The sequence below is a fragment of the Ancylobacter sp. VNQ12 genome (genome assembly GCF_049445835.1).
In the GTDB taxonomy this organism is placed as follows: domain Bacteria; phylum Pseudomonadota; class Alphaproteobacteria; order Rhizobiales; family Xanthobacteraceae; genus Ancylobacter.
This window is the reverse complement of sequence record NZ_JBMSDU010000001.1, coordinates 184,351-197,892: the sequence shown is the minus strand read 5'-3', so window position 1 is coordinate 197,892 and position 13,542 is coordinate 184,351. Positions and strand designations below refer to the sequence as shown.

The window sequence follows — 13,542 nt, the reverse complement described above, 5'->3', positions numbered from 1 at the left end:
GATGGCGGCGGCACTTGGCCGTCGCGCCGTGCTGGGTGGTCTCGCGCTCGGCGCCCTTGCCAAGCCCGGCCTCGCCCTCCCGACGGTGGCGCGCGCGGCGCGACCGAAGGTGGCAATCGTCGGGGCCGGCTTCGGCGGCGGCGCGCTCGCCGCCGAAGTGGCGGCCTGGGCGGACGCCCCGCTCGACATCGTGCTGATCGAACCGGAGCCCGGCTATTTCGCCCTCTGCCGCTCAAATCTCGTGCTGGGCGGGATGAAGACGCGCCCGTCCATCTGGTTCAGCTATGAGGCGCTTGCTCGTCGAGCCGGCCTGCGCCTCGTGCGGGGCCGTGCCGAGCGGGTGGATCCGGCGCGCCGGACGATCCGGCTGGAGGACGGCACGGCCCTGCCCTTCGACGCCGCCGTGCTCGCACCCGGAATCGGGCTCGATTATGCGAGCGTGCCCGGCTGGAGCCTGGCAGCGAGCGAGCGGATGCCGCATGGCTGGATCGGCCGCGCCCAGTTCGACCTGCTCAACCGGCAATTGGCGGCCGTACCCGATGGCGGCACGATCGTCATCCTGCCACCGCCTGATCCCTCGCGCTGCCCGCCGGCACCTTATGAGCGGGCTTCGATGATGGCCCATCGCCTGCGCACCACCGGACGCGGCGGTTGCCGGATCATCATCCTCGATTGCAAGGAGCGCTTCGCCAAGATGGCGCTCTTCCTCGACGGCTGGGAGCGGTACTATCCCGGCATGATCGAATGGCTGCCGCCCTCGATCCATGAGGGGATCGAGGAGGTCGATCCCGCCACCCTGACGGTGCGGACGGGTTTCGGCGTCTATCGCGACTGCGCGCTCGTCAATGTGATCCCCGCCCAGACTGCTGGAGCCGTCGCCCTGGAGTCCGGCCTCACCGACCGGACCGGCTTCTGCCCCGTTCGGCCCGACGACATGAGTTCGACGCTCGCCCGCGCCATCTACGTGCTCGGCGATGCCGCGCAGGCCAGCCCCATCCCGAAAGCGGCCTCGGCCGCCGTCAGCCAGTCCGTCGCGGTGGCCGCCGCGCTGCGGGCGCAGCTGCTCGGCGCCGCGCCCGCCGCCGCATCCTATTCCAGCCAGTGCTGGAGCCTTCTCTCTCCCGGCGACAGCGTCACCACGACCGGCGACTATGCCGCGGTGAACGGCACCATGAAGGAAGTGAAAGGCTCGGTGTCCGCCCTTTCGGAGCCGGCGGCATTACGACAGAGAAACGCGCGGGAAAGCGATGTGTGGTTTCAAGACGCCATGACCCGCATCGTCGGCGCGCCGGAAGGGCCGCAAGGATCCACGCCCTGATGCCGGGGCGATGAGATCGCCGACTTCCGTGCGGATGCGGCAGGCGGCCGGCGCTCACCCGCAGCCCACCAGCACCGTGCGCGCCGCCGCGCGAACCGCCTCCGTCAGCCCGCGCAGCGACCCGGCATGGAGCCGGGCCGCCGTCCAGTAAAGCGCGACATCCACCCGATGAGCCGGTGCCAGCTCGACGAGGCGGCCGGCGGCGATGTGGTCTTCGACCATCACCCAGGGGTGCAGGCCCCAGCCCAGCCCGAGCAGTGTCATGTCGAGGAAGCCATGCGTCGACGGCACCCAGTGGACCGGGCCGACAAGTTCCACAGCATGGCCCTCGCGCGCCCAGCGCGCCTGGAGAAGATCCCGCCGGTCGAAGCGCAGATACGGGGCGCGGCCGAGCGTTTCGGCGTTGATGCCGCCAGCAAAGTGGAGCCCCGCGAAATCCGGGCTCGCGCAGGCGGCATAGCGCAGCGCGCCCAGCGGGATGGTCCGGCATCCCTGAACCGGCGCGTGTTCGGCGGTCACCGCGGCCAGCACTTCGCCGGAACGTAGCCTTTCGGCAGTATGCGCCTCATCGTCTAGGGCGAGGTCCAGCGACACATCCGCCATCCGCCCGAAGGCCGCGGCTGCCGATGGAAACCAGGTGGCGAGGCTGTCGGCATTCACCGCCACCGGCAGCGTCAACCGCTCCCCCGTCCTGGCGCCGATGCCGCCGAGCATCGGCGCGAGATCGTGCTCAAGCAGGCGCACACGATCGAGATGGGCGCAGAGGGTGCGGCCGAGTTCGGTCGCCTCGCAAGGCTGGCCGCGGACGATAAGGACCGCGCCGAGGCGCTCCTCCAGCCCCCGCACCCGCTGCGAGACGGCGGAAGGCGTGATCCCGAGCGCGGCCGCCGCGCGCTCGAACGTACCCTCCCGCACCACGGCGGCGACGGCGGCAAGCGAGGGATAGTCCAGCATGGATGAAGCTCTCCTTCATTAGCTTTAGCATAATAAGTTTTACTTTCCCGTCGAGGTGACGCAGGAAGACCGCATGACGCACGCCCTCATGCCCCTTCTCACCGGCTTCTTGCTCTCCGCCGCGCTGATCATGGCCATCGGCGCGCAAAATCTCTTCGTGCTGCGGCAGGGACTGCGGCGGGAGCATGTGGGCGCTATCGTGCTGTTCTGCGGGGCAGCCGACGCGCTGCTCATCATGGCGGGCGTCGCGGGGGTCGGCGCCTTCCTCGCCGCCGTGCCCCAGCTTGCCACGTTGCTCGCCCTGGCGGGCTCCGCCTTTCTCGCATGGTACGGAATCCGGGCCTTGCGGCGGATCACGGTGTCGGAGGCGATGGCGGTCATCGAGACCCGCGGCATTACGCTGACGCGTGCGCTCATGGCCACGGCGGGCTTCACGCTGCTCAATCCGCACGTTTATCTCGACACGGTCCTGCTGATGGGAGCCGCGGGCTCGTCTCAGCCCGAGGCGCTTCGGCCATTTTTCGTCGTGGGGGCCGCGGCAGCGAGCTTCGCCTGGTTCGCCGCCCTAGGCTATGGCGCACGGCTGCTGCGTCCGCACTTTACCAGGCAGGTGGCGTGGCGCGTCCTCGATGCCTTTGTCGGGATCGTAATGCTGACCCTCGCGGCCTCGCTCGCGGCACGCGCACTGGGCTAACCGCCGGACCGCGATCGCCACCGCCGCTTCCGGGTAGCTTCGACGCCGCCCGGCGTCAGAACTTGACGGCGAACTTCAGGCTGCCGGTCTGGCTGACGGTGGTGTCGCCCCATGCGCCCTCATAGAGCAGGCGCAATTCATAAGCCTTCCAGTCGATCGCAGTGCTGAGCGCGAACGTGCCCATCACATCGTCCCGTTCGAGAGCGAGCGGCACGCTGGCTGCCGGGTTGGGGCCATTCACCAGCGAGACGTCGACCGAGCCCTCATTCAGCGCGAACAGGGCGCCCGCCTCGATATAGCTGGTGATGAAGGCCTCACCGATCCGCGTCGTCCCGCCGATGCGCAATGCCGGCCGCAGATCGAACAGCACGTTGTTGGACGGAGCGACGGCGAGGGAGAGGTCGTCGAGCCCCTGTTCGGTATAACCACGGTCGAAGATGCCCAGCATGTCGAAATCGACCAGCGGCATCAACTCCAGTTCACCGAACTTGAACACATAGCCGGCGCGCAGCCGGCCGGTCAGGGCCCATGTCTCCTGGTCCGAACTGGCGAGGCCGGCGACCCATGGCAGGGTGGAATAGCGCGACCCGTCCGCCCAGCCATAACTGCCGACCACCGACGCCGAGGTGTAGAACGGCCCGTCGATATATTTGGCGATGCCGCCGAGGCTGATGCGGTCGCCATCGCTGGAGCTGCCGATACCGTCGAAGCTCGTCGATTCATAGGCGAAGCTGGCGCCGACATAGACCTTGTCGTTCACCTCGCCCTGCCGCCCGAGGCTGACGCCCGCCGAGGTGTCCCGCTGGTCGCCGTCGCGCAGCGTGGTCACGCTGTAGATCGCCTTGCCCCAGTTGCACTGGCTCTGGTCGATCAGCGAATAGAGGCCGACCGGGTCGCCGCAGCTCTGCATGCCGGTATGGGCGGCGCTGGCCGCAGCCGCGCTCTGCTGCACCGAGGCGTAGCCGGCGGTCGCGTCGAGGCTCAGGAGATATTGCGCCAACTGGGTGCCGGTCGTCGCATTGGCAGCGTTGACGAGCAGCGTGTAGAGCGCGGTGGGGGAAGCGGGCGCGTCGCTCGGCCAGCCGGTGAGATGGCTGTTGGCCAGCGCCGCCAATTGCTGCGTGTTGCCGGAAAAGCCGCCACGGGTGAAGTCGATCGACACGCCGGTGATCGACGCGGTGGTCTGGGTGAAGGCATAGCTGTACTGCGTCGCTACGGAGCCGCTGGACAGTCCATAGGCCATCTCGCCCTGGTCTGCCGGCAAGGGCGTGAGGTCCGTCCCTCCCCCGAGGACGATAATGCGCGTCGCCGCCACGCTGCCGTTCGGCAGCGCGATCAGCACGGGACTGATGCTGTCGGCCGGCACCTGCAACTGCTGCACCGAAATGGAGTCGCTTCCCAGCGTGGCAGTCGGGTCGAAACGCAGGAAATGAGCGCCACCGAAGATCGAGTAGTTCGCGACGCCGGACACCGAGCCGGTTATCGCGCCGGCGTTGCCGACGTCGAAGTTCGCGCCGGTCGCCACGATGTCGCCGATGACCACGCCGCCCGTATGGACATTCAGCCCGCCGCTGGCATTGGTCTGAAGCGCGATGCCGTCGGGGGCGCTGACCGTTCCCGCGATGTCCGCGGAGACGATGCCGTTCCAGTCGGCCATGTTGATGGCGCCGGCGGCGCTGCCGGTGGCGCTGACCGTGCCGCCGGCCACGACGCGCACGCTGGTCGTCAGCTCTGAGGTGGCAGGCACGTCGAGGCCAGACTGCCCGTTGGTGGTGTAGATGCCCCAAGCCTGCCCGCCGGAAACACGGATCGAGCCGTCCACCTCCACGACCGGCATGCCGCCCGCGCCATTGGTGGTGTTCATGTAGGTGGCGATGCCGTGCGCGCCGCTGCCGCTGGTCGCGATGGAACCTTGTAGCAGCACCCGGACCGACCCCTGCCGCGACGGTGTCGGCTCCTGCACGATCTCGATGCCGTCCGTGCCGAACAGGACCGTGGCATTGGTCAGGCTCTGGGCGACGATGCCATAGGCATTCGCACCGGATGTCGCGACGCTGCCGTTCAGCATGACCTGAACGTCGCCGCCGCTGCCGCTCGGGCTTCCGCCCTCCGTACGGGTGATGTCGAACTGCACCGTGGGCTGGTCGATGACCAGCGCCGCGCCGCCGCCGCCGATGGATTGCGCCACGATGCCGTGGGCGCCGTCCCCGGTGGTGGTGATGGCGACAACGTCCTGCGGGTCGTCACCGGCGATCACCGTGCCGCCGTCGCCCGCCCCGCCAAGCTGTGATGCCATGATCGGGATAGGGCCGCCGACCACCGTCGCATTGTCGGCCTGGATGAGCCCGCCGCCACCGCCGATCGACTGGGCGAAGATACCCATCGAGACGGCTCCCGAGGTCTGGATTGTACCGGTCCACCGGACGCCAACCTGACCACCCTGCCCCGCCACTCCGCCATCCCCGCCCAGGCTGAGGTGCAGGCCCGCATCCATTCCGAGAAAGGTCGCCGTAGAGATGCCGCCGGCGCCGCCGCCGGCACCGATGGATTGGGCGATGATACCGGCGCTTGCCGCACCGGACGTTGCCAGCGTCGAATCGCCCTCGATGTTGACTTCGCGGCCATCGCCGCCGCCGCCGCCGGAACCTCCCAGGCTCAGGCTGATCAGGCCGGTCGCGGAACTGCCGCCGGCGAGCCCGCCGCCGCCACCGATGGACTGCGCGAGGATCGCCGCGGAGCCGCCACCCGAGGTCGCGATGTTCGGGGCTCCCGTCACGGTGACACCGCCGCCCTCGCCCTGCGCCCCGCCATTGCCCCCGAGCGCGAACTGCAGCGATTTCTTGCTGAGGCCGGGCACGCTGTAACTTGTGCTGTCGGCACTGGCGCCGGCACCACCGCCGCCGCCGACCGACTGGGCGAGGATGCCGGGGGATTGCTGACCGCTGGTCGCGATGCCGACCGTCGTGCCGTCGGGACCGCTGCCGGCGACCAGCACCTCGCCGCCATCATTGCCGTTTCCGCCATTGCCGCCGAGGCTGAGTTGCAGCCCATATTCGCCGAAGCCGGCGAATCCGTTGCTGTTGGCGATGGCGCCGATGCCGCCGCCACCGCCAACCGACTGGGCGTGCAGGCCCGCCGAATGTCCGCCGCTTGTCTGGACGGAGATTCCGGATGCGAGATTGACCGCGACGTCGCCGCCCATGCCGGCCACGCCACCGCTGCCGCCGACGCTGACGGAGGCCTCCAGGCCACTCTTGTACTGACCGTCCGGCTCGCCGGAGTCGGACTTCTTGTCGAAGATCTTCTGCGCCATCACCATCCATTGGGCGATCTGGTCGATCAGGCGCTGCGGACTGGTCGGCACCGGCGTCGAGACGGCGAAGCTGTGGGCGACGCCGCCGGCGCCGCCACCGCCACCGACGGATTGGGCGACGACGGCCGCGGCATGTTCACCCGTGGTCGCAATCGTGGTGCCGGACTGGAGATTGACGGTGACGGGGCCACCCATATTGCCGGCGCCGCCGTTCCCGCCCACCGAGATCGCCGCCGAGATGTCGCGTCCGCCCAGCGCGTTGCCCTGAGCATCCTTGGCGTCGAGCGACGCCGCCACCGACAGTTCGAAGACCGATCCGCCGATGCCGCCGCCGCCACCGACCGACTGCGCGAACAGGCCGGTCGCGTGATCGCCTGCCGTGGTGATCGAACCGGCTTGCGAGACGGTGACCGCATCGGCGCCGCCGCCGATCCCTCCATTGCCACCGACGCCGATGTCCGCGCTCGCCGCCAGACCGCTGCCATTGATGGCGGAGATGGCGTAGCTGTTGACCGAGCCGCCATTGCCGCCGCCGCTGCCGATGGACTGGGCGAGGATGCCGTCCGAGTAATGGCCGAGGGTCGCGATGGAACTGCCGGCATCGGTGGTCACCGACACGGTGCCGCCCGTTCCACCACCGCCGCCTGAGCCGCCAAGGACAACGCCGAGATTGACGGCGTTGTTACCGACCGCCGCGTCGACGTCCAAGATGTTTCCGCCGCTGCCGCCGCCCCCGCCGACGGACTGGGCGAGAATGCCGCGCGACTGGCTGGAATAGGTGATGATGGCGCCGCCGAGTTCGGCCGACACCGCACCGCCGTCGCCGCCGCTGCCGCCCGTGCCACCCAGCGCGACCGACAGATTGCCGGCATATTCGCCAACGGAAGCGTCCACGTTGATGGCGGTGCCGCCCTTGCCCCCGCCACCGCCGATTGACTGGGCGAGGATGCCGTCCGCGAGGCGCGCATGGGTGGTGATCGCCCCGTCCGAGGAGACGGTGACCGCGCCGCCATTGCCGCCGGAACCGCCGGAGCCACCCAGCGCCACGCCGAGCGACAGGTCGGCATAGCCGGCGGAGGCGGCGACGCTGATCGTCTGGGCGCCATGACCGCCGCCGCCGCCGAGCGACTGCGCGAGGATGCCGCTGGCATGATCGCCGGGAATGGGTGTGTTGCCGGGATCCTGCGGCGTGTCGTCGGACGGGACGCCCGTGAAGATGCTGCCACCCACCTGGTTGGTCACGTTCACCACGCTGCCGGTGCCGCCCATGCCGCCGCTGCCGCCGAAGGAGAAGTTCCAGGCGAGGCTCAGGCCATAGGTGATGTCGGTGACGGCGTTCGCGTCGCCTCCGCCGCCGCCGATGGAGGAAGCCACGATGCCCTTGGCATTGGTGCCGGCCGCAACGATGCTGCCCGCGTTGGTGACAGTGACATTGCCGGAATCGCCACCCCCGCCGCCGGAGCCGCCGATGGCGACACCGATGAACTCGCCTGCGGTCAGTGCCGAGCCGCCATGGCCGCCGCCGCCGCCGATCGAATAGGCGTCCACCGCGTCGGCATGGTCGCCCTGGGTCTGGATGGTGCCGCTATTGGTGAAGTCGATGTCGCGGCCATTGCCGCCATTGCCGCCGCCGCCACCCTGCGAATAGAACGCGCCCTGCCCGCCGCCGCCGTCCCCGCCATTGCCACCGACGCTCTGCAGCACGATCGCGGCGGAATTGTCGGCGCTGGTACTGGCGGTTCCGGCATTGGTCGCGGTGACATCGGCGCCGGAATTGCCGCCGACGCCACCCGAGCCGCCATTGCCGAAGAAGCTCTGGGCCGGAGCCCCCGCGCCGCCCGCCCCGCCGTCGCTATGGGCGAAGATGGCCGAGCTGTAGGTGCCGCTGGTGCTCAGCGCGCCATTGTTGACGATGCTGATGTCGCCGCCATTGCCGCCCGGCCCGCCATTGCCGTCGCCAAGGCCGCCATCGACGTCCGCTCCGCCCTGGCCGCCGACGCCGCCGCTACTGATGGCAAAGACGGCGTCGGCATTATAACCGGTCGTGCTCACCGAAGCGTCGGCGTCGATGGTGACCGTGATGACGCCGCCGTCGCCGCCGCTGCCGCCGTCGCCGGCATGACGAAAGTCCGCGTCATGCCCGCCGGTGCCACCGGTCCCGCCGGTGCTGCTGAAATAGAGGCCGTTGCCACCGTTGGCCGATTGGATCAGCAGCGCCCCGGAGGACAATTCGAGGGTCAGGGCGGGGCCGACCACGCCCGGTCCGCCATCCGTCGCGCTCTCGAACAGATCGGCGCCCGATCCACCCGGCCCGGTCGCGCCGGTGCCGGTGAGACCGATCAGGCTCGACGAACTTCCCTGGCAGTTGCCCGCGAAACTGAATGTACCGTTCGGACCGGGAGTTGCCGCACAAATGCCGGTCTGGCTTTGCCCCAGCGCCAGCGACGGCGCTATCAGAGCCGAGACCGCGAGAAGCCGGGCGAGGCATATGCCGAGCAAGCGGCCACGCCCCGGCCGCATATGACAGCTCATCGCCCCACCCCGCACGCGGCCGCCCCGCCGCAGCCAAGGCCGTCATGGCCTTTGCCTCAGTTGCGACTATTGGGAACCCAATACCTTACGTCAAGCATCTCAGGGCGAGCCGCGCCGGCCGCTCCTCACTGCGGACCCATGACATAGTCGGGCAGCCAGGTGGCGATCTCCGGGAAGATGCCCAGGATGACGATGCCGAGCAGCATGAGCAGCACATAGGGCAGCGCCCCGCTCAGTACCGTCTGGGCCGGCACCTGCGGCGCGATGGCCTTGACCACGAAGAGGTTCAGCCCGACCGGCGGGGTGATGAGGCCGATCTCCATGTTGATCGTCAGGATCACCGCGAACCAGTAGGGGTCAAAGCCCGAGGAAACGATGATGGGGTAGAGCAGCGGCGCCGACATGACGATGATGGCGACCGGCGGCAGGAACATACCGGACACCAGCAGGAACAGGTTGATCAGCCCCATCAGCACCCAGCGGTTGACCTCCAGCGACGCGATCGCGGCGGCAACGGTCTGAGTGATGAAGAGCGAGGAAAGCGCGAAGGCGAAGAGCTCGGCCGAAGCCATGATCATCATGATCATGACGCTTTCGCGCAGCGTGGAGGAGAAGATCTCGAAGATCGGCTTCGGCCGGAACAGCCGGTACATCACGATGACGACGCCGAGGGTCAGGAAGGCGCCGGCGCCCGCCGCTTCCGAGGGCGTCGCGACGCCGCCATAGAGCACGTAGAGCGTGCCGAGGATGATCAGCAGGAAGGGCGTGACCTTGGGGAGCGCCGCGAGCTTCTGACCGAAGCTGAATCGCCGGCCGCTCACGTCGAAGTCAAAATTCTTCCGGCGGCAATCATAGAGCGCCCAGGCCATGAACATCGCCGTCAGCATGAGACCGGGCATCACGCCGGCCAGGAACAGGCGGCCGATCGAGGTTTCCGTGGCGATGCCGTAGACGATCATCGTCACCGACGGCGGAATAAGGATGCCGAGCGTCCCGCCCGCGCAGATGGAGCCGGTCGCGACCGAGGCGGGGTAGCCGCGCTTGAGCATTTCGGGAATGCCCATCTTGCCGATCGCCGCGCAGGTTGCCGGGCTGGAGCCCGTCATGCCGGCGAAGACGGCGCAGGCGCCGATGTTCGACAGCACCAGCCCTCCGGGGACGCGGTTGAGCCAGCGGTCCAGCGCCTCATAGAGATCGCGGCCCGCCGGAGTGGCGGCGACCGCCGCGCCCATGAGCACGAACATGGGGATCGACACATAGGCAAGGTTGGCGATGCCCGCGAACATGGTTTCGGCCAGCACCTCGAAGACGCCGATGCCGTTGGCGATCAGCAGTCCGCCGATCGCGGTCAGGCCCAGGGCGAAGGCGATGGGCATGCCGGTGGCCAGCAGCACGAAGAGCAGGCCGATGATCATCAGGCCCGAGGAGGTGGGGGAGAGGCTCATCATGCGTGACCTTCCGCTTCATCCGCGCCGCAGCAGCGGCGGATAAGTTCGGCGACGTATTGCAGCGACAGCAGGCCGAAGCTGATCGGCAGCGGCAGGAGGGGAATCCAGAGGGTGATCGCGGCCACCGTCGAGGTGCGCCATTCGTTGACATAGGCCTCGTGGAAGAAGATCACGCTGGCGAACGTCATCAGCACGGCGAAGAGCAGGCCGAGCACGGCGCCGATAATGCCGAGCGCGCGCCGCGGACCGGGCGCCAGCGCGATCTCGATCACGTCCACCCCGACATGGCCCCGTGTCTTCAGCACATAGGGCGCGCCCAGGAACATGGCGGCAGTGGCGGAGAACACGACGAAATCCGTCTGCCAGATCGTCGGTGCGCGAAACACGTAGCGCAGGAAGATCATCTCGCAGATCACCAGCATCGCGGCGATGAGCATCAGCCCGGCAATGACCGCGGCAATTCGGGAGACGAGATCGACCGCTCGCAGGAACAGGCTGACCATGGGTGGCTTTCATTTACCGGAAGGAACGGGAGGCGGCGGACCGTCGTCCTCTCCGCTGCGGGAAGTGTTCACGCCGCCGATCCCAGCTCGTCGCAGGCGCCCGCGCCCCCACGGAGGGAGCGCGGGGCGGATGCGTTCACTGGACGGTCAGCGCCTTCTTGATCAGTTCATCGCCGCCCTTCACCTTCTCGGCGAAGTTCTTGTAGGAGCTCTCCTGCGCGACCTTGAGCCAGGCGTCGTAATCGGCAGCGGACATCTCCACCACCTCGACTCCGGCCTTCTTGTAGGTGTCGATCAGCTTCTGGTCGCCCTTGCGCACTTCCTTGGAGAACCAGGCCTGCGCCTTCTTGCCCGCCTCCAGCACCGCCTTCTGCTGTGCCGGGTTGAGCCGGTCGAACGACTGCTTGGACATCAGGACGGGCTCGTACATGAACCACAAGGCGTTTGCGCCCGGCGCCGTCAGGCACTTCACCTGCTCATAAAGGCGATAGGAGACGAAGCTCTCCGAGGAGGTGTTGGTGGCGTCGAGCACGCCCGTCTGCATGCCCGAATAGATTTCCGACGAGGGCATGGAGGCGATGGAGGCGCCCGCCGCCGCCAGCATCTGCTCGAAGGCGGGGCCGGCCGCGCGCGTGACCTGCCCCTTGATGCTGCCGGGGCCGGTGATGCACGCCTTCTTGGACGCGAAGGCGCCCGAAAGCCAGGCGTCGGCGATGACGATGGCGCCGTTCTTCTCGATGATCGCCTTGATTTCCTGCATGAAGGGCGAGTCGTTGAGACGTTCCGCGCGGTCGAAGTTGCGGACCAGGCCCGGCATCAGCGTGACGGAGAATTGCGGCACGCGGCCCGAGGCGTAATCGAGCGGGAAGGAGGTGAGGTCGAGCTGGCCCTTGGTGATCGCGCCCCACTGCTCATTGGCCTTGAACAGCGACGAGCCCGGGAAGACCTGGATCTTCAGGCCGACATTCGCCGCTTCAACGTCGCGGGCGATCATCTGCACCATCTCGTCGCGGGGGTCGCCCTTTCCGCCCGGAAACTGGTGCGAGGCGCGCAGCGTGATGTCCTGCGCGAACGCAGAGGTGGCGAAGGCGAGTGCGCAACCCAGTGTCAGGGCGCGCGCGATCTGTCGCGTACCGTTCATGCTTTCCTCCATGTCGCCGCCTTCCGGCGGACTGTTGGCGTTTCCTCAGTGACTTCTTGCCGGGCGGTTGATCCGCCCGCTTATTCGGTCGTCCGGCGCCGCCTTTGTCCTAGGCGCTCCGCCGGTAGATGTCCTTGTAGCTGTCGCGCAGGACATTCTTCTGCACCTTGCCCATCGTATTGCGCGGCAGCTCCCCGACGAAGAACACGCGCTTGGGCTGCTTGAACTTCGCCAGCCGGCCTTCAAGGGCGTGAAGGACGGATTGCTCGGTCAGATTCGCGCCTTTGGCGGGCACCACCACGGCGGTAACGCCCTCGCCGAAATCGGGATGAGGCACGCCGATGACGGCGCTTTCCAGCACGCCGTCAATGGCATCGATCTCGCCTTCGACTTCCTTGGGATAGACGTTGAAGCCGCCGGTTATGACGAGATCCTTGCCGCGCCCGACGATGCTGAGATAGCCGCGTTCATCGATCCTGCCGAGATCGCCGGTGATGAAGTAACCGTCATGGAACTCGCTCGCCGTCTTCTCGGGCATGCGCCAATAGCCCTTCGTCACGTTCGGGCCCTTCACCTCCACCATCCCGATCTCTCCCATGGAGAGTTCCGCGCCCGAGGCCGGATCGGTGATGCGGATGGACACGCCCGGCAAGGGGAAGCCGACCGTCCCCGCAATGCGCTCGCCCTCATAGGGATTCGAGGTGTTCATGCAGGTCTCGGTCATGCCGTAGCGTTCCAGGATGGCATGGCCGGTCCGCTCGCGGAACGCGCGGTGGGTCTCCGCCAGAAGCGGCGCGGAGCCGGAGATGAAGAGGCGCATATGCGCGGTGGCCGCGCGCGTCAGCTCCGGCTGGTCGAGCAGCCGGGTGTAGAAGGTGGGCACGCCCATCAGGCAGGTGGCCCGGTCCATCAGTTCGATCGTCTCGCGCGGATCGAACTTCGCCCGGAAGAACATCGAAGCCCCGCTCAGCAGGACGATGTTGACCGCCACGAACAGGCCATGGGTGTGGAACAGCGGCAGCGCGTGGATCAGCACGTCGTCGGCGGTGAAGCGCCAGCACTCCCTCAGCGCCCGTGCATTTGAGAGCAGGTTGCCGTGGCTCAGCATGGCGCCCTTGGCGCGGCCGGTGGTGCCCGAGGTGTAGAGAATGGCGGCGAGGTCGTCCGGCCCGCGCGCCACGTCGTCGAAATCCGGCGCGAACGTCGCCGCGGCGTCGGTGAGCGAGCCGGTGCCGTCGGCGCCCAGCGTCTCCAGGCGGGGCACGCCGAGTTCATTCGCCAGCGCGCGGGCTTCGACCGCGACCTCGGGCCGGCAGACGAACAAGGTGGGCTCGGCGTCGCCGAGGAAATAGCGCACCTCGTTCAGCGTGTAGCCGGTGTTGAGCGGCAGATAGACCGCCCCGGCGCGCAGCGTCGCCAGATAGAGCGCGAGGCAGGGCCACGACTTCTCGGCCTGCACCGCGACGCGATCGCCCGGCTTCACACCCCGCGCTACGAGCAGCCCGGCGATTTGCCCGGAAAGCGCGAGCATCTCGCCATAAGTCACGACCGACCCGTCCGCCAGCAGGGCCAGCGGCTTGTCGGGGGAAGGGACGGCGGCGCGGATGGCGGCAAACAGATGATTTTCGGACATGATGGC

Annotated in this window: 8 protein-coding genes; 2 read left to right on the top strand and 6 right to left on the bottom strand. The window is 68.2% G+C overall.

The window, feature by feature from the left end; all coding sequences use genetic code 11:
- The first annotated feature begins 1 nt into the window (after position 1).
- Positions 2 to 1,318 (top strand): FCSD flavin-binding domain-containing protein, encoded by a 1,317-nt coding sequence (locus ACO2RV_RS00840; protein ID WP_423288812.1) that lies wholly within the window; start codon positions 2 to 4, stop codon positions 1,316 to 1,318.
- Between the two features lie 54 nt (positions 1,319 to 1,372).
- On the opposite strand, the gene ACO2RV_RS00835 is transcribed toward ACO2RV_RS00840, so the two are convergent.
- A complete protein-coding gene (locus ACO2RV_RS00835) occupies positions 1,373 to 2,272 on the bottom strand; it encodes a LysR family transcriptional regulator ArgP (RefSeq protein ID WP_423288810.1) in 900 nt (299 codons plus the stop codon).
- A gap of 73 nt (positions 2,273 to 2,345) precedes the next feature.
- Between ACO2RV_RS00835 and ACO2RV_RS00830 the strand changes: the two genes are divergently transcribed.
- Positions 2,346 to 2,966, top strand: a complete 621-nt coding sequence (locus tag ACO2RV_RS00830; RefSeq protein WP_423288808.1) for a LysE/ArgO family amino acid transporter — start codon at positions 2,346 to 2,348, stop codon at positions 2,964 to 2,966.
- A 55-nt stretch (positions 2,967 to 3,021) separates the two neighbouring features.
- Here the strand turns inward: ACO2RV_RS00830 and ACO2RV_RS00825 are convergent, their stop codons facing one another.
- From ACO2RV_RS00825 to ACO2RV_RS00805, 5 genes are all read right to left on the bottom strand, one after another.
- A complete protein-coding gene (locus tag ACO2RV_RS00825) occupies positions 3,022 to 8,799 on the bottom strand; it encodes a hypothetical protein (RefSeq protein WP_423288806.1) in 5,778 nt (1,925 codons plus the stop codon).
- Between the two features lie 137 nt (positions 8,800 to 8,936).
- Complete coding sequence (locus tag ACO2RV_RS00820) at positions 8,937 to 10,259, bottom strand: TRAP transporter large permease (protein ID WP_423288804.1); 1,323 nt, start codon at positions 10,257 to 10,259, stop codon at positions 8,937 to 8,939.
- Positions 10,256 to 10,762: a TRAP transporter small permease subunit gene (locus ACO2RV_RS00815; RefSeq protein WP_423288802.1), complete on the bottom strand. Its 507-nt coding sequence runs from the start codon at positions 10,760 to 10,762 to the stop codon at positions 10,256 to 10,258. The genes ACO2RV_RS00820 and ACO2RV_RS00815 overlap by 4 nt, the downstream gene beginning before the upstream one ends.
- 136 nt (positions 10,763 to 10,898) lie before the next feature.
- Positions 10,899 to 11,903 (bottom strand): TRAP transporter substrate-binding protein DctP, encoded by a 1,005-nt coding sequence (gene dctP / locus ACO2RV_RS00810; RefSeq protein WP_423288800.1) that lies wholly within the window; start codon positions 11,901 to 11,903, stop codon positions 10,899 to 10,901.
- Positions 11,904 to 12,012: 109 nt separating this feature from the next.
- Entirely contained in the window at positions 12,013 to 13,536 is a 1,524-nt protein-coding gene (locus ACO2RV_RS00805) for a malonate--CoA ligase (protein ID WP_423288798.1), read from the bottom strand.
- Positions 13,537 to 13,542: the final 6 nt, after the last annotated feature.